Genomic DNA, 24,909 nt, shown 5'->3' with positions numbered 1-24,909 from the left:
CGGCGCTATGACTATGAACACCACCGAAAACCTCAAGGACTACCAACACGTTCGCGGCCTGGCCATTCAGTCGCTGTTCGAGATTATCGAGCAGTCCAGCGAAGGCACGGTGATCGTTGACCGTGATGCGAATATCGTCTGGATGAACGAGCGCTACGCCAAGCGTTTCGGCCTCAAGAGCGCCGAGCAGGCCATCGGCCAACCCTGCGAGCAGGTGATTTCCAACAGCCTGTTGCGCCAGGTGGTGCGCAACGACCGGCCGATTCTGCTGGATATCCAGGATACGCCCAAGGGCCCGCTGGTGGTGATGCGCCTGCCGATCCACGACGATGCGGGCGCGGTGATCGGTGCGATTGGCTTTGCGCTGTTCGATGAGCTGCGCAACCTGTCGCCGCTGATCGAGCGCTACCTGAGCATGCAGCAGGAACTGGCGTCCACGCGTTCGCTGTTGCGCTCGCGGCAAAGCAAATACAACTTCGCGCACTTTATCGGCACCAGCGCCGCCAGCCTTGAAGTCAAGCGCCGTGCGCGGCGCAGTGCCAGCGCCGAATCGCCGGTGCTACTGCTCGGCGAAACCGGCACCGGCAAGGAATTGCTCGCCCAGGCCATCCATGGTGCTTCGCCCCGAGCCCACAAGGCGTTCGTCAGCATCAACAGCGCGGCGATCCCCCACGACCTGCTCGAAGCTGAATTTTTCGGCACCGCCCCGGGCGCCTTCACCGGCGCCGACCGCAAGGGCCGTCCCGGCAAATTCCAGATCGCCCAGGGTGGCACGCTGTTCCTCGATGAAATCGGCGACATGCCGCTGCCGCTGCAAAGCAAGTTATTGCGGGTACTGCAGGAAAAGGAATTCGAACCGGTGGGGTCCAACGAAATGCTGCACAGCGATGTGCGGGTGATCGCGGCGACATCCATGGACCTGGAAGCGGCGATCAAGCGTGGCGAGTTCCGTGCGGACTTGTACTACCGCCTGAACGTGTTGCCGATCCAGGTGCCGCCGCTGCGTGAGCGGCTGGAAGATATTCCGGCGCTGAGCGAAGCGATCCTCGAAGAACTGCGCAGCCAGCATGAACTGGACCGCGAAGCCCTGACGCTGTTAGCGCAGCATGCGTGGCCGGGGAATATCCGTGAGCTGCGCAACGTCCTTGAGCGGGCGGCGTTGTTGAGTGATGACCTGGTGTTGAACGCCGGGGAGATTCGGGCGGCGATTGGCACGTTCAGGCCGGTGGCGCGTGGTGCGGTAGCCACGGCCGAGGGTGAGACGTTTGCGGCGGCGCGGGAGCGGTTTGATCGGCAGTTGATCGGTGATGCCTTGCAAGCATGCGCAGGGAATGTAGTGGAGGCCGCCAAGCGATTGGGGCTGGGGCGGTCGACGCTGTACAAGAAAATGCTAGCTCTGGGCCTTACTCAGTCTCGCTAAAGAGACAGCGTTCTCACTTTCAAGACAGTCTAATGTGGGAGGGGGCTTGCCCCCGATAACTATAGTTCAGTCAATGTTTGTGCTGGCTGACCCACCGCCATCGGGGGCAAGCCCCCTCCCACATTTGATCGGTGGCGGTCTCTGAATTGAGACAATGACTGGAACTCTCGCCAAGAAACAGCTAAATATTTTTATATTTCAATAAGTTAGAAACCTGGCACACATCTCGCTATAGCCGTTCTCCAGCGTTTCACCCACAAAAATAACAATTGGAGACACACCATGAGTGTGATCATTGCCTTGGCAGCCCTGGCGCTGCTGATGCTGGCTGCCTACCGTGGCTATAGCGTTATCCTGTTTGCCCCGATCGCCGCCCTCGGCGCTGTTCTGCTGACTGACCCTTCCGCTGTCGCACCGGCCTTCACCGGGGTGTTCATGGAGAAAATGGTCGGTTTCATCAAGCTGTATTTCCCGGTGTTCCTGCTCGGTGCGGTGTTCGGCAAGCTGATCGAGTTGTCGGGGTTCTCGCGTTCCATCGTCGCCGCCGCCATTCGTTTGCTCGGCACGCGCCAGGCGATGCTGGTGATTGTGTTGGTCTGTGCCCTGCTCACTTACGGCGGCGTGTCACTGTTCGTGGTGGTGTTTGCGGTGTACCCGTTTGCCGCGGAGATGTTCCGCCAGAGCAATATCCCCAAGCGCCTGATCCCGGCCACCATCGCCCTCGGTGCGTTCTCGTTCACCATGGACGCCCTGCCCGGCACGCCGCAGATCCAGAACATTATCCCCAGCACCTTCTTCAACACCACCGCCTGGGCGGCGCCGTGGTTGGGGCTGATCGGTACGATCTTCGTGTTCTGCGCCGGCATGCTCTACCTGTCGCGCCAGCGCAACAAGGCCCAGCGCGCGGGTGAAGGCTACGGCACCGAGCTGCGCAACGAGCCGGAAACCGCCGAGAACCTGGCCCTGCCCAACCCCTGGATCGCGCTGTCGCCGTTGCTTCTGGTGGGGGTGATGAACCTGCTGTTCACCCACTGGATCCCGCAGTGGTACGGCAAGACCCACAGCCTCAGCCTGCCGGGCATGAGCGCCCCGGTGACCACCGAAATCGCCAAGCTCACCGCGATCTGGGCGGTGCAGGCGGCGTTGCTGGTGGGGATTATCGTGGTATTGGTGTGCGGTTTTTCGGCGATCAAAAGCAAGCTGGCCGAGGGCAGCAAAAGTGCGGTCAGCGGCGCGCTGCTGGCAGCGATGAACACCGCTTCCGAATACGGGTTCGGTGCAGTGATCGCCTCGCTGCCGGGGTTCCTGGTATTGGCGGACTGGCTCAAGGGCATCCCCAACCCGCTGGTCAACGAAGCGATTACCGTGACCTTGCTGGCAGGGATCACCGGCTCCGCATCCGGCGGTATGAGCATCGCCCTGGCGGCCATGTCCGAGAGCTTTATTTCAGCGGCCCATGCGGCCAATATCCCCCTTGAAGTGCTGCATCGGGTCGCGGCCATGGCCAGCGGCGGCATGGACACCCTGCCCCACAACGGCGCGGTGATCACGCTGCTGGCGGTGACCGGGCTGACCCACCGCGAAGCCTACAAGGATATTTTCGGCATCACGATCATCAAGACCCTCGCGGTGTTCGTGGTGATCGGTACGTTCTACGCCACCGGCATAGTGTGAGGTTTTCATGACGACATTGAACGGCAAGACCGCCCTGGTCACCGGCTCCACCAGCGGCATCGGCCTGGGCATCGCCCTGAGCCTGGCCAAGGCCGGCGCCAACCTGATCCTCAACGGCTTCGGCGATGCCAGCGGCGTGATCGCCCAGGTGCAGGCGTTTGGCGGCAAGGTCGGGCATCACCCGGCAGACGTCAGCGACCCGGCGCAGATCGCCGAAATGCTGGCCTATGCCGAGCGTGAATTCGGCGGCGTCGACATACTGGTCAATAACGCCGGCATCCAGCATGTGGCGGCGGTGGAAGAGTTTCCGGTGGAGCGCTGGGACTCGATCATCGCCATCAACCTGTCATCGGTGTTCCACAGCACGCGCTTGAGCCTGCCGGGCATGAAGGCCAAAGGCTGGGGGCGCATCGTCAATATCGCCTCGGTGCACGGCCAGGTGGGCTCGGTGGGCAAGGCGGCCTATGTGGCGGCCAAGCATGGGGTGATCGGCCTGACCAAGGTTGTGGGCCTGGAAACCGCAACCAGCAACGTGACGTGCAACGCGATTTGCCCGGGTTGGGTGCTGACGCCGCTGGTGCAGAAGCAGATCGACGATCGCGCGGCCAACGGGGTGAGCCCGCAGCAGGCGCAGCATGATCTGCTGGCGGAGAAACAACCGTCGCTGGAGTTCGTCACGCCGCCGCAGCTGGGTGAGCTGGTGCTGTTTTTGTGCAGTGAGGCCGGTAGCCAGGTGCGTGGCGCGGCGTGGAATATCGATGGTGGTTGGTTGGCCCAGTAACCCCCAAACACTGGAGATCAAAAATGTGGGAGGGGGCTTGCTCCCGATAGCGGTGGGTCAGTCAATGAATGTGCAAACTGAAACACCGCCATCGGGGGCAAGCCCCCTCCCACATTGGAACTCTGTTGTTTGGAAGAACGAGAGACCCCGCAATGTCCGACATCCTCTGGCAACCCTCCCCGGAACGCATCGCCAACACGCGCATGGACCAGTTCCGCCGCTACATCAATGCGCACCACCACTTGCAGTTGGGCGACTACCCCGCCCTGCACCAGTGGAGCATCGACCAGCGCCCGGACTTCTGGAGGGCGATCGTGGCGTTCTTCGAGGTGCAATTTCGCAGCCCGCCCAGCGCCACGTTGATCGAGAGCGCCGACATGCCCAGCGCCCAGTGGTTTCCCGGTGCTACCCTGAACTTCGCCGAGCACTTGCTGCGCCGTCGCGACGATCACCCGGCGGTGGTTGCCATCAGTGAAGACGGCCAGCGTGAACAATTGAGCTACGCGCAATTGGCCGAACATGTCGCCGGCCTGCAAAACAGCCTGCGCTTGGCCGGTGTCGGTGTGGGTGACCGTGTGGCGGCGTGCATGCCCAATACCTGGCAAACCCTGGTCGGCATGCTTGCCACCACCAGCCTCGGGGCAATCTGGTCGTGCTCGTCACCGGACTTCGGCACCCAAGGCGTGATCGACCGTTTTGGCCAGATCGAACCCAAGGTACTGATCACTTGCGCCGGTTATCGTTACGCCGGCAAGACCCTCGACCAGAGCGCCAAGCTCAATGAAATCCTCGCACGGCTGCCGTCCCTGCAACACTTGATCATCGTGCCCTATGCCCGCCCCCAGGCGCAGGTCACGGATTACCGCACGCCCGCACGCGTAGCACTGTGGAGCGACTTCTACCAACCCGGCGGCACGCCCGAGTTCGTCGCGGTGCCGTTCGATCACCCGCTGTATATCCTCTATTCCAGCGGCACCACCGGCGTGCCCAAGTGCATCATTCATGGCACCGGCGGCGTACTGCTCACCCATCTCAAGGAACATGGCCTGCATGCCGACCTGTCCCGTGAAGACTGCCTGTTCTACTACACCACCTGCGGCTGGATGATGTGGAACTGGCTGGTGTCGGTGCTGGCCCTGGGAGCCACGGCGGTGCTGTATGACGGTTCTCCGTTTCATCCGGGCCCGCAACGCTTGATCGACCTGATCGACGCCGAACGCATCAGCGTGTTCGGCACCAGCCCCAAGTTTCTCGCCACCCTGGAAAAGGCCGGGCTGCAACCGCGCCTCAGCCACGATTTGCGCAGCCTCAAAGGGTTGATCTCCACCGGCTCGCCGCTGTCGCCCCAGAGCTACGACTACGTGTACCGCGAGATCAAGGCCGAGCTGTGCCTGTCGTCGATGTCCGGCGGCACCGATATTGTCTCCTGCTTCGTGATTGGTAACCCGGTGTTGCCGGTGCGCCGGGGCGAAATGCAGTGCAAGAGCCTGGCGATGGCTATCGAAGTGTGGGACGAGCAGGGCCGCCCACTGGTCGGCGAGAAAGGCGAATTGGTGTGTACCCGGCATTTTCCCGCCATGCCCATCGGGCTGTGGAACGACCCGCAGCAGCAGAAGTTGCGCGCCTCGTATTTCAGCCAGTTCCCCGGCGTGTGGGCCCAGGGCGACTACGCCGAGCAACGTCCCAACGGCAGCCTGCTGATTCATGGCCGCTCCGATGCGGTGCTCAACCCTGGCGGCGTGCGCATCGGCACTGCCGAGATCTATCGCCAGGTGGAAAAAGTCCCGCAGGTGCTGGAAAGCCTCGCCATCGGCCAGCGCTGGCAGGACGACGTGCGCGTGGTGCTGTTTGTGCGCCTGGCTGACGGTGTCCAGTTGGATGAGGCGCTGGAGCAGCAGATCCGCCAGGTGATCCGCACCAACACCACACCGCGCCACGTACCGGCGAAAATCCTCGCGGTCGCCGATATCCCGCGCACCATCAGCGGCAAGATCGTCGAATTGGCAGTGCGCAATGTGGTGCATGGGGAACCGGTGAAAAACACCGATGCGCTGGCCAATCCCGAGGCACTCGACCACTTTCGCGACCGCCCTGAGCTGGCGTGACAGATGAAAGGTTTCAGCCCCGATACGGCGTTTTGCAGAAAAACCGGCAATGCGTGCTATTTTTTGAGGTAGCCACCCGTCGTTGTCTCTTGAAATAATGGGTGTTGTCATTTTTCAAAGCGTGATACGCAAGGCTTTTTCATGAATGGAACATCCACCGGTAGCGACGCCGCGGCAATGATCGAGCGGCTGGACTGGGCGCAAAGCCCCCTCGGTGAGGCCAATGATTGGCCGCAAAGTCTGCGCACCGCCGTGGATATCGTGGTGCATTCGCCCATGCCGATGCTGCTGCTCTGGGGCGAGCAGCTCACCCAGCTGTATAACGATGGTTTCGCCCGCCTGGCTGGCAACAAGCACCCCGGCGCCCTGGGCCAGCCGGTGCATGCGACCTGGCCGGAGCTGCAAAGCTTCGCCGCGCCGGTCTACGACGCGGTGCTCAGCGGCCAGGTGCGCACCTTCAGCGAGCAGCGTTTCGTGCTGCAGCGCGACCAGCGCGACACCGAGATCTGGCTTGACCTGACCTACAGCCCGGTGCGCGATGAAAGCGGCCGCGTAGCCGGCATCCTGGTCACGGCCATCGAAACCAACGAGCGGCGCAGCAAGGCCCTCGAACTGCAACAGCGCTCCGAAGACAGCCTAAAGGCCCAGCACAACACCGAGCAACGACTGCAACTGGCCCTGGCGGCGACCGACGCGGTAGGCACCTGGGACTGGGACATCGGCGAAGACCGGTTTATCGCCGACGCACATTTCGCTTACCTGCACGGCGTCGACCCCAATGACGCCGGCCTGCTGCCCATCAGCGCCTACCTGCTCGGCGTGCATCCCGAAGACCGTGGCACGGTCACGCGCAGCATCAAGCATTGCATCACTTTCGGCACCGAATACGCCGAGGAATACCGCCTGCTGCAAGCCGACGGCCAGGTACGCTGGGTGTTTGCCCGTGGCCGCTGCTACAAGGACCCGCAAGGCCGCCCCGCCCGCTTCCTCGGTGCCGCGCTGGACCTCACCGAGCGCAAGCACACCGAGCAGGCGCTGCGTCAAAGCCAGACCGAACTGCAACTGATCATCAACGCCATGCCGGTCCTGATCGGCTACGTCGACCACGAGCAGCGCTTTCGCCTGAACAACAGCGCTTACCTCGACTGGTACGGCAAAACGCCCCAGGAGCTGTACGGCAAGACCATCCGTGAAGTGCTGGGCGACGAGGTGTACGCCGGCCGCGAAGACAAGATCGCCGCCGCGCTCAACGGCAAGGCGTGCAGCTTCATGACCGTCACGCCGCATCGCGACGGGCGGCCGCGCCATGCCTTGATGAAGTACCTGCCGCGCTTCAGCACTGACGGCTCGGTGAACGGTTTCTATATCTTTGTGATCGACGAGACCGAACGCAAACTCACTGAAGAAGCCCTGCGCCACCTCAACGAAAACCTCGAAGAGCGCGTGGCCCAGCGCACCCAGGCGCTGGCCGAGGCCAACCAGCGCCTGCACAACGAAATGTTCGAGCGCGAGCGGGCTGAAGACGCGCTGCGCCACGCGCAGAAAATGGAAGCCGTGGGCCAGCTCACCGGCGGTATCGCCCACGACTTCAACAATATGCTCACCGGCATCATCGGCAGCCTCGACCTGATGCAACGCTACATTGCCGCCGGCCGCAGCGAAGACATCGGCCGCTTTGCCGATGCCGCCGTGGCCTCCGCCCACCGCGCCGCCGCCCTAACCCACCGGCTGCTGGCGTTCTCGCGGCGCCAGTCGCTGGACAAGCGCCCCACCGATCCCAACCAGTTGGTGGCGTCCCTGGAAGATCTGTTCCGCCGCACCAAGGGCGCGCATATCACGCTCACCGTGCAGCTTGGCAAAGACATCTGGCCGGTGAACACCGACGCCAGCCAACTGGAAAATGCGCTGCTCAACCTGGTAATCAATGCCCGTGACGCCATGCCCGACGGCGGTGAACTGCTGATCGAAACCGCCAACAGCTATCTGGACGGCACCGATATCACCACCCTGGAGCCCGTCAAGGCCGGCGACTACGTGATGCTCGGCGTGCGCGACAACGGCAGCGGCATGGCGCCGAAAATTCTCGCCAAAGCCTTCGACCCGTTTTTCACCACCAAACCCATCGGACAGGGCACCGGCCTGGGCTTGTCGATGATCTACGGCTTTGCCCAGCAATCGGGGGGCCACGTGACTATCCAGAGCGAACCGGGCCAGGGCACCTGCGTGCGCCTGTACCTGCCGCGCCTGCACGGCACTGCGCTGGAAAGCAGCCTGCCCGCCAGCCTGGCCGAAGCGCCGCTGGCCCTGGCCGGCGAAGCGGTGGTGGTGGTCGAGGACGACCCGGCGGTGCGCATGCTGGTGGTCAATCTGCTCGATGAACTGGGTTACACCGCGCACCAGGCCGCGGACGCGCGCACGGCGCTGCCGTTGTTGGAATCGGATTTACGCGTCGACCTGCTGGTGACCGACGTCGGCCTGCCGGGCATGAACGGCCGGCAACTGGCGGAAATCGCCCGCCAGCACCGGCCGGGGCTGCGCGTGCTGTTCATGACCGGCTACGCCGAAAAAGCCGCCGAGCGCCAGGGCTTTCTGGAGCACGGCATGGACATGGTGGCCAAGCCGTTTTCCATTGACCTGCTGGCGACCAAAATCCGCAGCATGATCGGCGTCGATGCCTGAGTTCAGGCATAATCGCGCGCCGTCGCACACCTGGTAGAGATCGATGAAAGCCCAAGCCCGTCATATCCTGGTGAAAACCAGCGAAGAAGCCGAACAGCTCAAGCAGCGCATTGCCAAGGGCGAAGCCTTTGATGTACTGGCCAAGAAGTACTCCACTTGCCCGTCGGGCAAGCGCGGCGGTGATCTGGGTGAAGTGCGGCCAGGGCAGATGGTCGGGGCGATCGATGCGGTGATCTTCAAGAAACCGCTGCGGGTGGTGCATGGGCCGGTCAAGAGCAAGTTTGGTTATCACTTGGTGCAGGTGTTTTACCGGGATTGATGGGTTGGCTTTCAACCGCCATCGGGGGCAAGCCCCCTCCCACATTTGAATGTATTCACACATCAAAGTGTGGGAGGGAGCTTGCCCCCGATCCGCCGCAGGCGGCCATTCACCTGGGTATCAAAGCACCCGGCACCTGAATCACACGACTCGCCAACCGATGCCCGGCCAAAGCAGCCTGCTCCGGCGAACCGCCCTTGAGCCGACCGGCCAAATACGCCGCACTGAACGAATCCCCCGCTGCCGTGGTGTCCACTACCTTCTCCACCTTCAACGCCGGCACAGCAAAGCGCTCGCCGGCGCAGCGGATCAAACAGTCATCCGCGCCGCGCTTGAGCACCACCTCCTCAATCATCGGGTAGGCCGCAAACACCTGCTCGCTGTCGGCATAACCGAACAACGCGCGCTCGTCGTCCTCGGTGAGCAAGGCGATATCCACCTCGCCCAACACGCGGTGATACGCCGCGCGGGCCGCCTCGATGTTCGCCCACAGACGCGGCCGGTAGTTGTTGTCGAATACGACCTTACCGCCGCGACGCCGGGTTTCGATCAGACTTTCGAGTAAACGCTCACGCCCGATTTCCCCCAGCACCGCCAGGGTGATGCCGCTGAAATACACCCAGTCATAGCCCGGCAGGGCTGCCAGGATCGGCTCGGCGGCCGGCGTGGTAAAACAGTCGCGCACAGCCGCTTCGTTGCGCCAGTAGAGGAATTTGCGCTCGCCGTTGGCGTCGGTCTGGATGCAATACAAACCCGGCAAACGCCCGGCCAGGCGCTGGACCATGCCCAGTCCGAGGCCTTCATCAGCCCACTGTTGGCACATGGCATCGCTGAAACTGTCATCGCCCAGGGCGGTGACGTAATCGACAGTGCCAAGATCGCCCAGCTCGCGGCGCAGGTACACCGCCGCGTTCAGGGTGTCGCCGCCGAAGCTCTGGTGCAGGCTGCCGTCGGCGCGGTGTTGCAGTTCGATCATGCATTCGCCGATCAGGGCGATGCGCGGTTTAGTGGTCATGGCTGCTGTCTCGGTGGGGCTGATGGACTCATCGGGGCAAGCCCCCTCCCACATTTGGAATGCATTCCCCTGTGGGAGGGGGCTTGCCCCCGATAGGCGCGACTCGGTCTAGAAGCAGGTATGCAGTGACTCGACCACCCGCAGTTGCTCATCCACCAGGCAACCCACCTGCCACTTATCGAAGGTCAGGCATGGATGGGAAGTACCAAACGAAATGATGTCGCCAATGCGCAGTTCAACCCCCGGCGCCACGGTCATGAACGCGTGTTGGTCCATCACGGCGGTCACCTGGCACGCGCTCACATCATCGCCCTCGGCCGGTAAAACTCCGGCCCTGTAGCGCTTGAGCGGCACCGGCAGACCGGCATCGTAGGCTACGTCGCGCTTGCCCAGGGCGATCACCGCAAAGCCCGGTTCCGGCAACGATTGCACATGGGCCCAGACTTCCAGCGCCGGGCGCAGGCCTTCGTTGAGGTCGCTGCGACGGTCAAGCACACAGCATTGCGCGTCTTTGTAGATGCCATGGTCGTGGGCCACGTAGCTGCCGGGGCGCAGGACGCTGAGGAAGCGGCCGGCGGCATTCTGCGCCTCGAACGATTCGGCAATCAGGTCATACCAGGCCGAACCCGACGCCGTCACGATTGGCGTGGGCAGGTCGAAATAGCCGTTGTCTTGCAGGTCTACCGCCTGGCGCACCAGGCTGGCCGCGAACGCGCGAATGCCGCTGATCGCCTGATCGCCATGGATCACACCTTCATATCCTTCAATACCGGTAAGGGCCAGGGCCGGCTGGGCCTTGATCGCCTCTGCCAGCTCGCGAACTTGCTGCTCGCTGCGGCAACCGCAACGGCCACCGACCACGCCGTATTCGATCATCACGTTCAGGCGCAGGCCACGGGCGGCGAAGAACAGGCCGAGGTCGGCAACGTTGTCCGGATGGTCGACCATGCAGTGAAAATCGAAATCCGGGTCGGCCAGCAGGTCGGCGATCAGCGCCATGTTCGGCGCGCCAACCAGTTGGTTGGCCATCAGCACACGGCGCACCCCGCCGGCGTAGGCGGCGCGGGTCTGCACCGCAGTGGCCAGGGTAATGCCCCAGGCGCCCTGGGCGAGCTGACGCTGAAACAGCGCCGGCATCATGCTGGTCTTGCCGTGTGGCGCCAACTGCGCGCCGCTGTCACTGACGAATTGCTGCATCCAGCGAATGTTGTGTTCCAGGGCCTCGCGGTGCAGCACCAGGGCCGGCAGGCTGACATCGCGGACCAGGTGAGCGCCAACGGCGGCGGCGCCTTTTTCAACGGCATTGAAGGCAGACATGGGAAATTCCTACTCGTTGATGCGCCGGGCCAGGTTGTTGGCGCTGTCGATCAGCACCCGGCGATAGTCGTGATAGTTTTTGCTCGCATCGGCCCGCGGGGCGACGATGCACAGCGTCGCAATGCTGACGCCCTGCGCGTCGCGCACCGGGGCGGCAAAGCAGTGGGTGAAGGTGTCGGCCACGCTGTCGAAGGAAAAGAACCCGTCGAGGGTGGCCTGGCGGATCTGCGCCAGGAAGGTCTCCAGGGGCAGGCGCAAGCCATCCGGCAGGATGAAATCGTCGGGGTCAATCAGGTCGATGATCTGCTGGTCGCTCAAATGCCCGAGCAGCAGGCGCCCGGAGGCGGTCCAGGGGATCGGCGCGTTTTCGCCGATATCCGAGGAAATACGAAAATGCCGCTGGCCTTCGCGCATCAGCGCCACCGTGTACTTGCGCCCGTTGAGCAGGCACATCTGCGCGGTTTCGTGGGTCTGGCTGACGATCTCCTGCAAGGCGTGGTCGGCCTCGCGGGTCAGGTCGAAGTGGCGCAGGTGCGCCTGGCCTAGGAAGTACAACTGGCGTCCGAGGTAGACGTGACCGTCCTTGCCCACGGTTTCCAGGATGCGCCGCTCGAGCAGCGAGGCGACCAGTTCGTAGACCGTGGACTTGGGGCTGCCGATGCCGCTGGCGATATCATTCGGGCGCAGTGGCTGGCCGATTTCCTTGAGAAAATCGAGGATATCGAACGCACGGTCCAGGCCCTTGGCGCGGCGTTTGATGGTGTCTTCGGTCATGGCAGTGTTAAGTCCTGACAAGGTGTGTGCTGCACAGTGATCCCCTGTGGGAGGGGGCTTGCCCCCGATGGCGGTGTGCCAGTAGGTACATTTGTTGCTGATACACCGCTATCGGGGGCAAGCCCCCTTCCACATTTGATCCATTGTGGCTTCAAGAGTGGGGCAATTTAGCCTTTTTTCTTGTAGGCCACGCAATCGATCTCCACCTTGCAGTCCACCATCATGTTGGCCTGCACACAGGCGCGCGCCGGGGCGTGTTCCGGGGTGAAGTATTCGCCGAAGACTTTGTTGAAACTCCAGAAATCCCGTGGGTCTTCCAGCCATACGCCGACGCGCACCACGTCTTTCAATTCGTAGCCGGCCTCTTCCAGAATCGCCACTACGTTGCGCATCGTCTGGCGGGTTTGTTCGATGATGCCGCCATTGATGATTTCACCGTCCACCGCCGGCACCTGGCCCGACACATACAACCAACCATCGGCTTCCACCGCACGGGCGAAAGGACGCGGCTGGCCGCCACCGGCGGTGCTGCCGGTACCGTAACGAGTAATGCTCATAAAATAGCTCCTGATTAAAAACGAATGCTCTTGAGAAATTCCGCCAGACGCGGTGACTGCGGTCGCTCGAAGATGTCCTTCGACGAGCCCTGCTCTTCGATGCGACCCTGGTTCATGAAGACGATCTTGTCCGAGACCTCATAGGCAAAGCGCATTTCGTGGGTGACCAGCAACATGGTCATGCCCTCCTCCGCCAATCCCTTGATTACGCTGAGCACTTCGCCCACCAGCTCCGGGTCGAGGGCCGAGGTGACTTCGTCGAACAGCATCAGGCTGGGGTTCATGGCAATGGCCCGGGCAATCGCCACGCGCTGTTGCTGGCCACCGGACAACTGGCCGGGGAAGTGATTGCGACGTTCCAGAAGTCCCACACGGTCGAGCCATTTTTCCGCGAGCGACACGGCCTCGTCCTTAGGCATTTTCTTAACTTTCAACAAACCCAGGGTCACGTTCTGCAAGGCGGTCAGATGCGGGAACAGGTTGAACTGCTGAAACGCCATGCCGGTCATGGCGCGGTGCTGGGCGATCACCCGCTCGGGGTGACGCACGCGCTTGCCGGCCACGTCGCTGTAGCCGATGGACGCGCCATCCAGGGTAATCTGCCCGCCCTGGAATTCTTCCAGCAGGTTGACGCAACGCAACAGGGTGGTCTTGCCCGAGCCACTGGAACCGATCAAGGTCACCACGTTGCCACGCTGCAGGCTCAGGTCGACGCCCTTGAGCACTTCAACGTCCCCGTATTGCTTGCGCAGGCCACGAATGTTCAGCAACGGTTCGATTGTTTGAGGTTGATTCATGGCAAGGCCACCCGCTTTTCAATGTAGCGCCCGAATAACTCGATGGCGTAGTTGATGACAAAGAACATGAAGCCTGCGAACAGGTAGAACTCCAGGGTCATGAAGGTGCGCGCAATGACTTGCTGGGTGCTCAGCAGCAGCTCGGCCACGCCGATCACCGAGAGCAAGGTCGAGGCCTTGACGATTTCCGTGGAGGAGTTAACCCAGGTCGGCAGGATCTGCCGCAGCGCCTGGGGCAACAGCACGTAGCCCAGGGACTGGTAGAACGTCAGGCCAATTGCCTTGCCCGCTTCCAGTTGCCCACGGGGGATGGCCTGCAGCGCACCGCGCACGATTTCCGCGACATGGGAGCCACAGAACAGCGTGAGCCCGACCGCGCCGGCCTGGAACGCGCTGATTTGCCAACCGAGCGCCGGCAGCATGTAGAAACACGCCAATACCAGCACGAATACCGGCGTGCCACGAATCAGGTCGACATACAGGCGAAACGGCGCACGCATCCAGAACTTGCCGTAGGTCAGCACCAGCCCGGCGAAGATACCGATCAGGGTGCCGAAGATAATCGCCAGCGCCGAGCAATAGAGACTGGTCTGGAACCCGGCCCACAGCGTCTCCCGGGCGATCCACAGTTCATGCAGCCAGCTAGGGGATTCGTACATGGAAAACCCTCCTTAACGACGGATCGCCAGACGCTGCTCCAGGTAACGGAGCAGCATGGCAATGAGGTAACAGGCGGCCACGTAGAGCGCCGTCGTCACCAGCCAGGTTTCGATCACCCGGTAGCTTTCGACGTTGATCTTGCGGGCGTAATAGGTCAGCTCCGGCACTGCAATCGCAGCGGCCAGCGAGGTGTCCTTGAACAGCGAGATAAAGTTGTTCGACAGCGCCGGCAGCACGTTGCGCAGCATCACCGGCACGGTGATATACGCGCGAATACGCCACTCCCCCAGGCCGATCGCCAACCCGGCTTCGCGCAAGCCCTTGGGAATGTTCAACAGCCCGGCGCGGAACACTTCGGTCAGATAAGCCCCGGCGTACAGCGACAAGGTGATGATGAACGAGGGAATTTTATCCAGGCGGATCCCCAGCGACGGCAAGGCAAAATAGATCAACAGGATCAGCACCAGGATCGGCGTATTGCGCACCACCGTCACATACACCGAAGCGAACACACGCAACGCCCGGTGCCTGGACAGCATGGCAAACGCCATCAGCAGGCCGATCACGCAGCCGATGGCGATCGACAGCAAGGCCAACTGCAGGCCCAGGCCGAGCCCCGCCAGCAAGGTGTCGAAATCACGCCATACGGCGGCAAAGTTCAACTGATAGTTCATGGTCGGCAGTACCTGAGTGGGGCGCCGTCAAGCACGCCCCGATTGTTCTGGATCACTTGAATTCCACAGGAAAACCAATCGCCGGCTCTGGCAGGTCCACGCCGAACCATTGCTTGAACGACGCCTTGTAGGCGGGAAATTCAACGCCGGTCATGGCTTCATGCAGCGCGGTATTGACGAAGTTCAGCCAGTCCTGGTCGCCACGCTTGACCGCACACGCGTAAGTCTGCGGGCTCCAGGCATAGGCCGGGCTGCGGTAGCGGCCGGGGTTTTGCACCATCAGGTATTTGACCGACGACTGATCGGTGGCGGCGGCATCGGCGCGACCGGAGTTCACGGCCTGGTACATCAGGTCGACGCTGTCGTACTGGTCAACCTTGGCCTTGGGCAGCGCCTGGTGGACCAATTCTTCGGCATACACGTTCTGCAACACGGCCACGGTGACACCATCGCCGGCCGCCTGCAGGTCTTCGATTTCCTTGTACTTGCTGTTGTTCGGCAGCAGCAGGCCCACGCCTTCGCGGTAATACGGCAGGGTGAAGGCCACCTGCTGCGCACGGCTGGCGGTGACGGTGATGAACTGGCAGCTCATGTCGACCTTGTCGGTCAGCAGGTTGGGAATACGTGCGTCGGAAGACTGCACCACGTACTCGACCTTGCTCGGGTCGTTGAACAAGCCCTTGGCCACGATGCGGCCGATGTCGATATCAAACCCCTGCAACTTGCCATCCGCTCCCTGGAAGTGCCACGGCGCATTGGTACTGCCTGTACCCACGATGAGGTGCCCACGCTTGAGCACATCATCGAGCTTGCTGTCCGCTGCCTGCGCGAGGCTGGCAACGGTAGCCGATGCGGCGAAGAGAAAAACACACGCTTTGAACACGGAAGGTCGGTGATGCATGACAAGCACTCCAGGAGTTGTGTATTCCGCTATACCGGAACTTGGTATGTAACAACGGAATAGACAGCAGAAAGTGTGCCATAGGCGTGGTAAAAAAAATATGCTGTAGGAAAACTCTATCGGTATCAGTGAGATAGTTATCAATGCCGTAAGGGCGTCGCGCCATTACTTTGCGGTGCACTGCTACGCATGACCTCACACAGTGTTACTGCGCACCAACACTGGGCAAATGGAAGATTCAATGTGATGGGCTAGCCTGTAGGAGCGAGGCGGGCGGCTAGCCCTTGCTCGCGAAGAACGCCCAGCCACCCGGTAGAAGCAGGCTGCCCGCGTTATCGTTGACGGTTTTCGCGAGCAAGCTCGCTCCTACAAGGATCCTGCCCTGATGAAGCTTAGCCTTAGCCTGTTGATCATTGGCACGTTGCTGGCCGGCAACGCCCTGGCCAGCAACGACCGCCGCAACTGCAAGGAAGAATTGCAAAAACTCAAGGAAGCCTTCGACACCAACTACACCAGCCAGAACCACCATGACTACCGCGACGCCAAAGCGGCCCGCGACAATGAGGAATACCGCAAGTGCGCAAGCCAGGCGCGCAAGGCACGGGAACGGCTGGAGCGCGGGCCGGACCTGTGAAGGTTGACAGTAGACGCGGGTGAGCCAGCGGCTTAGCGTTGGCCCACACCCACGCTACCGGCAGGAGATCACCATGGGCGCAGCCACGCGAACAATTTCCAGCGCCAAGGACTTCCAGCGCGTGCTGAACACACCACGCCCGGTCTTCATCCTGTTCGTTTCAGAGCACTGCCACGCCTGCGTCAGCGCAGTGCCCTTATTCGAACAGGTTGCCTGGCAACATCCGTGGATCGTGTGCATGGTGCTCGATTGCGCGCACACCCCAAGGCACCCTGACGTTACCGGCACGCCAACGCTGCTGGTCTACGAGCGCGGCAACAGGGTGGAACTGCACAAGGGTTTCGGCCCCGTGGAGGAGCAACAGCAGTTCGTGCACGCGCTATTCATGCGCTTTGACCGGAGCAAGGCTGCAAAACCACCTGGGTCACCCGCCGCTCTTCAACCGCAGCCACCGTTAATCGCCAGCCCTCATATTCCAGGCTATCGCCCACCACAGGCAGACGATCGAGCAGGCTCATCAGCAGGCCAGCCAGCGTTTGATAATCCTCGGTAGCCGCCGCCTTGAAGCCCGTGCGCTGACCGACCTGGCTCAAGTTCAAGGCGCCACTGGCGCGAAATCCGTCACCCTCCGCGACGATATCCGGCCCCTCGATTTCACTGGCGTCCGGCAACTCACCGGCGATGGATTCGAGGATGTCGGTCATGCTCAAAACCCCCATGAAGTCGCCGAATTCGTTGATCACAAAGGCGATGTGGGTGGATTCCTGACGCATCTGCTCCAGGGCATTGAGGATCGAAAAGCTGTCCAGCAGGTTGATCGCCCGACGCGCCAGATGCTCAAGGTTCGGCTCGTTGCCGGCCAGATACTCCTTGAGCAACTCCTTTTTGTGCACGAAACCCAAGGGCTCATCGACCGCGCCGTTGCGGATCAACGGCAAACGCGAGTAGGACGAATGCATCAGCTTCAGGCGAATACTCTCGGGATCATCCGCCAGGTCGATGCAGTCGACCTTGGCCCGCGGGGTCATTATCGTGCGGATCGGGCGTTCGGCCAGTTGCAGCACACCGCTGATCATCACCCGTTCGCGTCGGTCGAACAGCGGACCTTGCGCAGCATCCACCTCGCCCAGCAGATCGGCGACCTCTTCACCCACCTCTTCCACCGCCAGGCTGCGACCGCCGAGCAAGCGCATCACTGCGTGGGCCGTACGCTCGCGCACTGGTAATACGCCTTGCGCCGATTTCTTGCGCCGCGAACGGGCGATCTGGTTGAACACTTCAATCAGGATCGAGAAGCCGATCGCCGCATACAGGTAGCCTTTGGGAATATGGAAGCCCAGGCCTTCGGCAGTCAGCGCGAAGCCGATCATCATCAAAAAGCCCAGGCAGAGCATGATCACGGTCGGGTGTGCGTTGACGAAGCGGGTCAGCGGCTTGCTCGCCACGATCATCAGGCCGATGGACACGATCACCGCGATCATCATCACCGCCAGCTCATCGACCATGCCCACGGCGGTAATCACCGCATCGAGGGAGAACACCGCGTCGAGCACCACGATCTGCGCCACGATCGGCCAGAACATCGCGTAAGCCACATTGCCCTTATGCTGGGCCACATGCCCTTCCAGGCGCTCATGCAATTCCATGGTGGCCTTGAACAACAGGAACACACCGCCGAACAGCATGATCAGGTCACGGCCGGAGAAGCTTTTGTCGAATACCTCGAACAGCGGCTGGGTCAGCGTGACCAACCAGGAAATACTTGCCAGCAGACCCAGGCGCATCAGCAAGGCCAGGGACAAACCGATCAGCCGCGCACGGTCGCGCTGCTCCGGCGGCAGCTTGTCCGCCAGGATCGCGATAAACACCAGGTTGTCGATACCCAGCACCAGTTCCAGCACAATCAAGGTCGCCAGGCCGAGCCAGGCCGTTGGATCCGCTAACCATTCCATTTAAAAAGTCTCTGTATTCAAGAATGCCGGGCACGGCAAAGCGCGGTCATGGGACCGGGACAAGGTTAGTCGATGCAATATGGGGTGCTTGTGCGGGAGTCTTGGGGAAAGACGACTGGGAGGCTCCGAGAGGGTGTTCATGCAAGTCCTGAGGTAACGAAAGGACTTGAATCCTACAGCCCAAATACGATTTGCCTACAACGCAAAACTATTACAAAACCTGTCTTCTGAACCCACACAAAACCCATGTGGGAGGGGGCTTGCTCCCGATGGCGGTGTGCCAGTGAGCGCATCTGTCAAGATCGTGCCCACGCTCCCGCGTGGGAATGCAGCCCGTGGCGCTCTGCGTCACCGGACGTTGGCGGGACGCGGAGCGTCCCGAGCGGGGTTACCACGCGGAGCGTGGGAACGATCAATCGGGGGCAAGCCCCCTCCCACATTTTGATCTGCGGCGTGTCAGGATTTTCGGGTGGCGTCGTCCAGCGCGAGGATGGTGTGGGCATTGGTGACGGTCGTTGCCAGGGTATTGATCACCCCCGACCGCAACGCCCCCAAGGTCGCCGCCGCCTTGGTGTTCTCACTGGCAATCGCCACCACGTCCGGGATGCGGAACAGTTCCTGCACCGTCAGGCCGATGACCCGCCCCTGGATGGCGTTGACCGCCGGTTGACCGTGGATATCGATAAAGTCGTAACCCATCATGTCGCCCACCGTGCCGGACAAGCGTGCCTGGGCGATTTCCTGGGGCGAGAACCAGCCCATGCGCACCATGTTGCTGTTTTCACTCATGTCGCCGATGCCGATCAGGGCAATATCGGCGCGGCGCGCGCGGTCCAGGGTCGAGCGCACCGTGTCGTTGTTGATCAACACACCGCGCAGTTCCGGGTTGGCCACCAGCGCCGGGGCGTACAGGCTTTCACTTTCGCCACCAAAGCGCAGGGCCAGGCGCCGGCAGATATGGTCGGGGTTCATGTACTCGCCGGCCTTGAGCGAACCGCCGATGGCGCAGACAAACGTGCAGTTGCGCGTCACCGGCAGAAAGACGTTATCGGCCACCGCGCCGACGTTACGCCCCATGCCCACCGCGACGATCATGCCGTCGCCCAAGGTTTTATTCAGGTAATTGGCCACCAGGCTGGCGACGGCCGAGCGCTGGGTGTCCGGGTCGCTGTGATCAACCGCGATCAACGCGCGATCCAGCTTGAAGCGCTCGACCAGCGCCCGCTCCAACTCGTTGTTCATCGCCGGGTGCTGCAACACCCGCACCTCGACAATACCTTCATCGCGTGCCCGCTTGAGCAAGCGGCTGACCTTGGCCCGCGACAGGTCGAAGCGCTTGGCGATGGCCTCCTGAGTGACGTTCTCGAGGTAATAGAGCATCGCCACTTCGGTCATCTGATCGATATCGCTGGCCATGCGCTGGCTACTGTCACTCATGGGGACGGGCTTCCGTTTCGGCGTCAAAGGCGCATTCTCCCGACTCTTGCCCCGCGCCGTCCACTATTGATGCCCATCGCGCTCGATCGCATTGATGCGCTCGACCTTGGCCCCTGAGCGCGCAGCCTCGAACTCCGAGGCCAGGAACGCGGTGACGACGCTCTTGGCCAGTTCAATGCCGATGACCCGCGCGCCGATGGATAGGATCTGCGCATCGTTGCTCTTGCGCGCACGCTCGGCCGAGTAGGTGTCGTGGGCCTGGGCCGCACGAATGCCGAACACTTTGTTGGCGGAAATAGCCATGCCGATCCCGGTGCCACAAACCAGCACGCCGAGACGCTGCTGCCCGGCGGTGATGGCATTGGCTACGGCCAGGGCAATGTCCGGGTACAGCACCGGCGCGGTGGAATGCGTGCCGAAATCGGTCACCGGGTAACCCAGCGCTTCGATATGCCGCTTCAACAATTCCTTGAGCTCAAAGCCCGCTTCATCGCATCCGATAGCCACCGGGAAAGGTGTGTTCATGGCGTCTAGCTCCGCTGCCGTCATCGTACTTATGACTGATCATATGATCACTCAGTGAAATTTCGCTCAGGCATTTCTCGGGCATATAGGCTGATCTGTCAAGCTCGTTTTTATCAGAGCTCCCGCTAACGCGGCATTAAAAGCCAATACCGCCACGCCAGATGAGAATGATCGCTTTCAAGTGAAAGAGATTGACTGATCAGAATTTCATTTGGTACACATATGCTCACAGCGAAACATGACTGTGCGACCTAATAAGAATTCACAGCACGAGGACACGCCGATGGCCACGCCATTACTGCTCCAGGCTGAACACGTCGCCAAGGCTTACGACGGGGTCCCTGCCCTGCGTGACGGGCGCCTCTCTCTGCGGGCCGGCAGCGTGCATGCCCTGTGTGGCGGCAACGGCGCCGGCAAGTCGACCTTTCTGAGCATCCTGATGGGCATCACCCCGCGCGACGCCGGCAGCATCCGGCTCAAGGGTGTTGCGGTGCAGTTCAACCGTCCGAGCGAAGCCTTGGCGGCGGGGATCGCGATGATCACCCAGGAGCTGGAACCCATTCCCTACATGAGCGTCGCCGAAAATATCTGGCTGGGCCGCGAACCGCGCCGCGCCGGCTGCATTGTCGACAGCAAGGCCCTCAACCGCCGCACCCGCGAGCTGCTCGAAGGCCTGGAGTTCGACGTCGACCCCACCAGCCCCATGCACCGCTTGAGCGTGGCGCAGATCCAACTGGTGGAAATCGCCAAGGCGTTCAGCCATGACTGCCAGGTGATGATCATGGACGAACCCACCTCGGCCATCGGCGAGCGCGAGGCAGAAACCCTGTTCAAGGCGATTCGCCGCCTCACTGCACGCGGCGCCGGCATTGTGTACGTGTCGCATCGCCTGAGCGAGTTGGCGCAGATCGCCGACGACTACAGCATCTTTCGCGACGGCGCCTTTGTGGAAAGCGGGCGCATGGCCGATATCGACCGCAACCACCTGGTGCGCGGCATCGTCGGCCAGGAGCTGACGCGGATCGACCACAAGGTCGGCCGTGAGTGCGCCGCCGCCACCTGCCTGCAAGTCGACAACCTGAGCCGCAACGGCGAATTTCACGACATCAGCCTGCAACTGCGCCAGGGCGAAATCCTCGGCATCTACGGCCTGATGGGGTCGGGGCGCAGCGAATTCCTCAATTGCATCTACGGCCTGACCACACCGGACTCCGGCAGCGTCACCCTGCAAGGCAAGCCCATGCCTGTCGGGCTGCCCAAGGCGACCATCAACGCCGGCATGTCGCTGGTCACCGAAGATCGCAAGGACAGCGGCCTGGTACTGACCGGCAGCATTCTTTCCAACATTGCGCTGTCGGCCTACAAGCGCTTGTCGAGCTGGTCGCTGATCAATGCACGCAAGGAAACCCAATTGGCTGAAAACATGGTCAAACGCCTGCAGATCAAGACCAGCTCCCTGGACTTGCCGGTGGCCTCCATGAGCGGCGGCAACCAGCAGAAAGTGGTGCTCGCCAAATGCTTGTCCACCGAACCGATCTGCCTGCTCTGCGATGAACCGACCCGGGGCATCGACGAAGGCGCCAAGCAAGAGATCTACCACTTGCTCGACCAGTTCGTACGCGCCGGGGGCGCGGCCATCGTGGTGTCGTCGGAGGCCCCGGAGCTGCTGCACCTGAGCGATCGCATCGCCGTCTTCAAGGGCGGCCGGCTGGTAACCGTCAGCAGCGACACCGCCCTTTCCCAGGAAGCCTTGTTGAGTCTTGCCTCATGAATGCCAAAACGATTGTTGCGCCCGTTACCGCCGCACCGCGCAACCGCCTGCGCCTGTCCCTCGACCGCTTCGGCCTGCCGCTGGTGTTTATCTTGCTGTGCGTGGTGATGGCGTTTTCCAGCGAGTACTTCATGACTTGGCGCAATTGGATGGACATCCTGCGCCAGACCTCCATCAACGGCATCCTTGCCGTGGGCATGACCTATGTGATCCTGACCAAGGGCATTGACCTCTCGGTGGGCTCGATCCTGGCGTTTGCCGGGCTGTGCAGCGCCATGGTCGCGACCCAGGGCTATGGCCTGCTGGCGGCGGTCAGCGCGGGGATGTTCGCTGGGGCGATGCTCGGCGTGGTCAACGGCTTCATGGTTGCCAACCTGTCGATCCCGCCGTTCGTGGCCACCCTCGGCATGCTCAGCATTGCCCGCGGTATGACCTTCATCCTCAACGACGGCAGCCCGATCACCGACCTGCCCGACGCCTACCTGGCGCTGGGCATCGGCAAGATCGGCCCGATTGGCGTGCCGATCATCATCTTCGCAGTGGTCGCACTGATCTTCTGGATGGTGCTGCGCTACACCACGTACGGGCGCTATGTGTACGCGGTGGGCGGCAATGAAAAAAGCGCGCGCACCTCCGGTATCGGTGTGCGCAAGGTGATGTTCTCGGTGTATGTGGTGTCGGGCCTGCTGGCGGGCCTGGCCGGCGTGGTGCTGTCGGCGCGCACCACCTCCGCCCTGCCCCAGGCCGGGGTTTCCTATGAGCTGGATGCGATTGCCGCCGTGGTGATTGGGGGTACCAGCCTGTCGGGCGGCACCGGCAGCATCGTCGGCACATTGTTTGGCGCGCTGTTGATCGGCGTGATCAACAACGGGCTGAACCTGCTCGGCGTGTCCTCCTATTACCAGCAGGTCGCCAAGGGCCTGATCATCGTGTTTGCAGTACTGATCGACGTGTGGCGCAAGAAAAAACGCTAGAGAACGACCCACAACAATAACCGGAGTTCTACTTATGAAACTGGGTACAACCTTGGCCGCTGCGGCGACCTTTACCCTGCTGGCCAGCAGTATCGCCCTGGCCGCCGATGGCAAGACCTACAAGATCGGCGCCGCCGTCTACGGCCTCAAGGGCCAGTTCATGCAGAACTGGGTCCGCGAGCTCAAGGAACACCCTGCGGTCAAGGACGGCACCGTGCAATTGACCGTGTTCGACGGCAACTACGACGCGCTGACGCAGAACAACCAGATCGAAAACATGGTGACCCAGCGCTACGACGCCATCCTGTTCGTACCCATTGATACCAAGGCCGGCGTCGGCACGGTGAAAGCCGCCATGAGCAACGACGTGGTGGTCATCGCCTCCAATACGAAAGTAGCCGATGCCAACGTGCCGTATGTGGGTAACGACGATGTCGAAGGCGGCCGCCTGCAGGCCCAGGCTATGGTCGACAAGCTCAATGGCAAGGGCAACGTGGTGATCATCCAAGGCCCGATTGGCCAGTCGGCACAGATCGACCGGGAAAAGGGCGAACTGGAAGTGCTGGGCAAACACCCGGACATCAAGATCATCGAGAAAAAAACCGCCAACTGGGACCGCGCCCAGGCGCTGACCCTTACCGAAGACTGGCTGAACGCTCACCCCAAAGGCATCAATGGCGTCATCGCCCAGAACGACGACATGGCCCTCGGTGCGGTACAGGCGTTGAAGTCCCATGGGCTGACCTCCAAGGACGTGCCCGTCACCTCCATCGACGGCATGCCGGATGCGATCCAGGCGGCGAAAAAAGACGAAGTCACCACCTTTCTCCAGGATGCCCAGGCCCAGTCCCAGGGTGCGCTGGACGTGGCGTTGCGCGCATTGGCCGGCAAGGACTACAAGCCGCAATCGGTGATCTGGGCGCGCTACGGCAACGACGTGAAATGGGGGGATGGCACGGCCAAGAACTACATCCTGCCATGGGTGCCGGTGACGAATGCCAATGCCGATGCGCTGTACAAGCAGGTCAGCGGCGGTAAGTAGTTATAGATCGTTCCCACGCTCCGCGTGGGAATGCATCCCATGACGCTCCGCGTCATCCATCATCAGGACGCAGAGCGTCCCAGGCGGCATTCCCACGCAGAGCGTGGGAATGATCGATTGCCAAAAATGGAGTCATTCATGTCAGGTTTCTGGAATCAAGCCTTCGACCTCAGCGGCCGTTGCGCCGTGATCACCGGGGGCGCCGCCGGCATCGGCCTGGCCTGCGCCACCCTGTTGGTGGAACGCGGTGCACGCGTGGCGCTGCTGGACCGCGACCCGGCAGTGGTCGAGGTGGCCGCGCGTCTCGGTGCCGGGCACTTGGGCATTGCCGTCGACCTCGGCCAGATCGGCCAGATACAACCCACCATCGATCACGTTTTCGAACACTTCCAACGCCTGGATTACTTGGTCAACAGTGCCGGCGTGGTGTTGCTGGACAAGGCCGTCGAGGTCAGCGAAAGCGCCTGGGACACCACCCTGGATATCAACCTCAAGGCCAGCTTCTTCGTGGCCCAGGCCTGCGCCCGCCACATGCTGGCCCAGGGCGGCGGGCGCATCGTCAACCTCGCCTCCCAGGCTGCCGTGATCGGCCTGGACCGCCACGTCGCCTACTGCGCGAGCAAGGCCGCCATCGTCGGCATGACCAAGGTATTAGCCATGGAATGGGCGCCGCAGATCAACGTCAACGCCATCTCCCCCACCATCGTCGAGACCGCCCTGGGCAAGCAAGCCTGGGCCGGCGCAGTGGGCGAACGGGCCAAGGCGCAGATCCCGGCGGGACGTTTCGCCCAGCCCGAGGAGATCGCCGCGCTGGCACTCTACCTGCTCAGCGATGCCGCGCAGATGATCACTGGCGCGAACATGCTGATCGACGGCGGCTACAGCATTCAGTAATCCATCT

The 24,909-nt window shown here is 62.0% G+C and carries 22 protein-coding genes and 1 pseudogene; 12 read left to right on the top strand and 11 right to left on the bottom strand.

The annotated features are described in order from the left end of the window. Window positions 1–13: 13 nt before the first annotated feature. The 6 genes from C4J89_RS12330 (at window position 14) to C4J89_RS12305 (ending at window position 8,978) form a co-directional block, all read left to right on the top strand. Window positions 14–1,420, top strand: coding sequence for a sigma-54-dependent Fis family transcriptional regulator (locus tag C4J89_RS12330; RefSeq protein WP_124414557.1), 1,407 nt, complete (start codon window positions 14–16; stop codon window positions 1,418–1,420). Window positions 1,421–1,702: 282 nt separating this feature from the next. After that, window positions 1,703–3,094 carry a GntP family permease gene (locus tag C4J89_RS12325; protein WP_124414556.1) on the top strand — a complete coding sequence of 464 codons (1,392 nt, stop codon included), beginning with the start codon at window positions 1,703–1,705 and terminating at the stop codon, window positions 3,092–3,094. Window positions 3,095–3,101: 7 nt separating this feature from the next. Then, window positions 3,102–3,875: a 3-hydroxybutyrate dehydrogenase gene (locus C4J89_RS12320; protein ID WP_124414555.1), complete on the top strand. Its 774-nt coding sequence runs from the start codon at window positions 3,102–3,104 to the stop codon at window positions 3,873–3,875. 152 nt (window positions 3,876–4,027) lie between these two features. Then, entirely contained in the window at window positions 4,028–5,980 is a 1,953-nt protein-coding gene (locus C4J89_RS12315; protein WP_124414554.1) for an acetoacetate--CoA ligase, read from the top strand. Between the two features lie 141 nt (window positions 5,981–6,121). Next, window positions 6,122–8,659, top strand: coding sequence for a PAS domain-containing sensor histidine kinase (locus C4J89_RS12310; RefSeq protein WP_124414553.1), 2,538 nt, complete (start codon window positions 6,122–6,124; stop codon window positions 8,657–8,659). A gap of 43 nt (window positions 8,660–8,702) precedes the next feature. Beyond that, window positions 8,703–8,978, top strand: coding sequence for a peptidylprolyl isomerase (locus C4J89_RS12305; RefSeq protein WP_124362615.1), 276 nt, complete (start codon window positions 8,703–8,705; stop codon window positions 8,976–8,978). 109 nt (window positions 8,979–9,087) lie between these two features. Here the strand turns inward: C4J89_RS12305 and C4J89_RS12300 are convergent, their stop codons facing one another. From C4J89_RS12300 to C4J89_RS12265, 8 genes are all read right to left on the bottom strand, one after another. Then, window positions 9,088–9,993, bottom strand: coding sequence for a sugar kinase (locus C4J89_RS12300; protein ID WP_124414552.1), 906 nt, complete (start codon window positions 9,991–9,993; stop codon window positions 9,088–9,090). Window positions 9,994–10,101: 108 nt separating this feature from the next. Continuing rightward, a complete protein-coding gene (locus C4J89_RS12295) occupies window positions 10,102–11,310 on the bottom strand; it encodes an amino acid deaminase (RefSeq protein ID WP_124414551.1) in 1,209 nt (402 codons plus the stop codon). A gap of 9 nt (window positions 11,311–11,319) precedes the next feature. Continuing rightward, on the bottom strand, window positions 11,320–12,084 hold the full coding sequence (locus C4J89_RS12290; protein WP_124414550.1) for an IclR family transcriptional regulator: 765 nt from the start codon (window positions 12,082–12,084) through the stop codon (window positions 11,320–11,322). Window positions 12,085–12,251: 167 nt separating this feature from the next. Next, entirely contained in the window at window positions 12,252–12,641 is a 390-nt protein-coding gene (locus C4J89_RS12285) for a RidA family protein (RefSeq protein ID WP_032896881.1), read from the bottom strand. A 14-nt stretch (window positions 12,642–12,655) separates the two neighbouring features. Then, window positions 12,656–13,438, bottom strand: a complete 783-nt coding sequence (locus C4J89_RS12280) for an amino acid ABC transporter ATP-binding protein (protein ID WP_124362611.1) — start codon at window positions 13,436–13,438, stop codon at window positions 12,656–12,658. Beyond that, window positions 13,435–14,097, bottom strand: a complete 663-nt coding sequence (locus C4J89_RS12275; protein ID WP_124414549.1) for an amino acid ABC transporter permease — start codon at window positions 14,095–14,097, stop codon at window positions 13,435–13,437. Before C4J89_RS12275 ends, C4J89_RS12280 begins: the two co-directional genes overlap by 4 nt. A 12-nt stretch (window positions 14,098–14,109) precedes the next feature. Beyond that, on the bottom strand, window positions 14,110–14,772 hold the full coding sequence (locus C4J89_RS12270) for an amino acid ABC transporter permease (protein WP_124362609.1): 663 nt from the start codon (window positions 14,770–14,772) through the stop codon (window positions 14,110–14,112). Between the two features lie 52 nt (window positions 14,773–14,824). Next, a complete protein-coding gene (locus C4J89_RS12265) occupies window positions 14,825–15,673 on the bottom strand; it encodes a transporter substrate-binding domain-containing protein (protein ID WP_124362608.1) in 849 nt (282 codons plus the stop codon). Window positions 15,674–16,058: 385 nt separating this feature from the next. Here C4J89_RS12265 and C4J89_RS12255 point away from each other — a divergent pair, with 385 nt between their 5' ends. Both C4J89_RS12255 and C4J89_RS12250 read left to right on the top strand, forming a co-directional pair. Next, window positions 16,059–16,307 (top strand): hypothetical protein, encoded by a 249-nt coding sequence (locus tag C4J89_RS12255; protein WP_124414548.1) that lies wholly within the window; start codon window positions 16,059–16,061, stop codon window positions 16,305–16,307. A gap of 73 nt (window positions 16,308–16,380) precedes the next feature. Next, window positions 16,381–16,614, top strand: a pseudogene (locus C4J89_RS12250) (thioredoxin family protein); the annotation flags it as partial. A 76-nt stretch (window positions 16,615–16,690) separates the two neighbouring features. Here C4J89_RS12250 and C4J89_RS12245 read toward each other — a convergent pair. The 3 genes from C4J89_RS12245 to rpiB all read right to left on the bottom strand — a co-directional run bounded on the left by C4J89_RS12245 (window position 16,691) and on the right by rpiB (window position 20,221). Continuing rightward, window positions 16,691–18,259, bottom strand: a complete 1,569-nt coding sequence (locus C4J89_RS12245; RefSeq protein WP_124414547.1) for a TerC family protein — start codon at window positions 18,257–18,259, stop codon at window positions 16,691–16,693. 456 nt (window positions 18,260–18,715) lie between these two features. Next, window positions 18,716–19,696: a sugar-binding transcriptional regulator gene (locus C4J89_RS12240; protein WP_124362603.1), complete on the bottom strand. Its 981-nt coding sequence runs from the start codon at window positions 19,694–19,696 to the stop codon at window positions 18,716–18,718. A gap of 63 nt (window positions 19,697–19,759) precedes the next feature. Next, the gene (rpiB, locus tag C4J89_RS12235) at window positions 19,760–20,221 is read right to left on the bottom strand and encodes a ribose 5-phosphate isomerase B (RefSeq protein ID WP_124414546.1); all 462 of its coding nucleotides are present in this window, start codon (window positions 20,219–20,221) and stop codon (window positions 19,760–19,762) included. A 283-nt stretch (window positions 20,222–20,504) separates the two neighbouring features. Between rpiB and C4J89_RS12230 the strand changes: the two genes are divergently transcribed. The 4 genes from C4J89_RS12230 to C4J89_RS12215 all read left to right on the top strand — a co-directional run bounded on the left by C4J89_RS12230 (window position 20,505) and on the right by C4J89_RS12215 (window position 24,902). After that, complete coding sequence (locus tag C4J89_RS12230) at window positions 20,505–21,992, top strand: sugar ABC transporter ATP-binding protein (RefSeq protein ID WP_124414545.1); 1,488 nt, start codon at window positions 20,505–20,507, stop codon at window positions 21,990–21,992. Beyond that, window positions 21,989–22,966: an ABC transporter permease gene (locus C4J89_RS12225; RefSeq protein ID WP_124362600.1), complete on the top strand. Its 978-nt coding sequence runs from the start codon at window positions 21,989–21,991 to the stop codon at window positions 22,964–22,966. Before C4J89_RS12230 ends, C4J89_RS12225 begins: the two co-directional genes overlap by 4 nt. 34 nt (window positions 22,967–23,000) lie before the next feature. Beyond that, window positions 23,001–24,008 (top strand): substrate-binding domain-containing protein, encoded by a 1,008-nt coding sequence (locus C4J89_RS12220; RefSeq protein ID WP_124366823.1) that lies wholly within the window; start codon window positions 23,001–23,003, stop codon window positions 24,006–24,008. Between the two features lie 138 nt (window positions 24,009–24,146). Beyond that, window positions 24,147–24,902 (top strand): SDR family oxidoreductase, encoded by a 756-nt coding sequence (locus C4J89_RS12215; protein ID WP_124414544.1) that lies wholly within the window; start codon window positions 24,147–24,149, stop codon window positions 24,900–24,902. The last annotated feature ends 7 nt before the right edge of the window (window positions 24,903–24,909 follow it).

It is taken from the genome of Pseudomonas sp. R4-35-07 (genome assembly GCF_003852235.1).
Taxonomy (GTDB): Bacteria; Pseudomonadota; Gammaproteobacteria; order Pseudomonadales; family Pseudomonadaceae; genus Aquipseudomonas.
The sequence above is the reverse complement of the archived record's forward strand: the minus strand, read 5'-3'. Positions and strand labels throughout refer to the sequence as shown.

Excerpts from the sequence above, each read along its gene's own strand:
- C4J89_RS12305 (WP_124362615.1), top strand. The coding sequence starts at position 8,703 with ATGAAAGCCCAAGCCCGTCATATCCTGGTGAAAACCAGCGAAGAAGCC.
- C4J89_RS12325 (WP_124414556.1), top strand. The coding sequence starts at position 1,703 with ATGAGTGTGATCATTGCCTTGGCAGCCCTGGCGCTGCTGATGCTGGCT.
- C4J89_RS12255 (WP_124414548.1), top strand. The coding sequence starts at position 16,059 with ATGAAGCTTAGCCTTAGCCTGTTGATCATTGGCACGTTGCTGGCCGGC.
- C4J89_RS12315 (WP_124414554.1), top strand. The coding sequence starts at position 4,028 with ATGTCCGACATCCTCTGGCAACCCTCCCCGGAACGCATCGCCAACACG.
- C4J89_RS12300 (WP_124414552.1), bottom strand. The coding sequence starts at position 9,993 with ATGACCACTAAACCGCGCATCGCCCTGATCGGCGAATGCATGATCGAA.
- C4J89_RS12280 (WP_124362611.1), bottom strand. The coding sequence starts at position 13,438 with ATGAATCAACCTCAAACAATCGAACCGTTGCTGAACATTCGTGGCCTG.
- C4J89_RS12270 (WP_124362609.1), bottom strand. The coding sequence starts at position 14,772 with ATGAACTATCAGTTGAACTTTGCCGCCGTATGGCGTGATTTCGACACC.
- C4J89_RS12240 (WP_124362603.1), bottom strand. The coding sequence starts at position 19,696 with ATGAGTGACAGTAGCCAGCGCATGGCCAGCGATATCGATCAGATGACC.
- C4J89_RS12230 (WP_124414545.1), top strand. The coding sequence starts at position 20,505 with ATGGCCACGCCATTACTGCTCCAGGCTGAACACGTCGCCAAGGCTTAC.
- C4J89_RS12245 (WP_124414547.1), bottom strand. The coding sequence starts at position 18,259 with ATGGAATGGTTAGCGGATCCAACGGCCTGGCTCGGCCTGGCGACCTTG.
- C4J89_RS12310 (WP_124414553.1), top strand. The coding sequence starts at position 6,122 with ATGAATGGAACATCCACCGGTAGCGACGCCGCGGCAATGATCGAGCGG.
- rpiB (WP_124414546.1), bottom strand. The coding sequence starts at position 20,221 with ATGAACACACCTTTCCCGGTGGCTATCGGATGCGATGAAGCGGGCTTT.
- C4J89_RS12215 (WP_124414544.1), top strand. The coding sequence starts at position 24,147 with ATGTCAGGTTTCTGGAATCAAGCCTTCGACCTCAGCGGCCGTTGCGCC.
- C4J89_RS12320 (WP_124414555.1), top strand. The coding sequence starts at position 3,102 with ATGACGACATTGAACGGCAAGACCGCCCTGGTCACCGGCTCCACCAGC.
- C4J89_RS12275 (WP_124414549.1), bottom strand. The coding sequence starts at position 14,097 with ATGTACGAATCCCCTAGCTGGCTGCATGAACTGTGGATCGCCCGGGAG.
- C4J89_RS12290 (WP_124414550.1), bottom strand. The coding sequence starts at position 12,084 with ATGACCGAAGACACCATCAAACGCCGCGCCAAGGGCCTGGACCGTGCG.
- C4J89_RS12225 (WP_124362600.1), top strand. The coding sequence starts at position 21,989 with ATGAATGCCAAAACGATTGTTGCGCCCGTTACCGCCGCACCGCGCAAC.
- C4J89_RS12285 (WP_032896881.1), bottom strand. The coding sequence starts at position 12,641 with ATGAGCATTACTCGTTACGGTACCGGCAGCACCGCCGGTGGCGGCCAG.
- C4J89_RS12220 (WP_124366823.1), top strand. The coding sequence starts at position 23,001 with ATGAAACTGGGTACAACCTTGGCCGCTGCGGCGACCTTTACCCTGCTG.
- C4J89_RS12295 (WP_124414551.1), bottom strand. The coding sequence starts at position 11,310 with ATGTCTGCCTTCAATGCCGTTGAAAAAGGCGCCGCCGCCGTTGGCGCT.
- C4J89_RS12330 (WP_124414557.1), top strand. The coding sequence starts at position 14 with ATGAACACCACCGAAAACCTCAAGGACTACCAACACGTTCGCGGCCTG.
- C4J89_RS12265 (WP_124362608.1), bottom strand. The coding sequence starts at position 15,673 with ATGCATCACCGACCTTCCGTGTTCAAAGCGTGTGTTTTTCTCTTCGCC.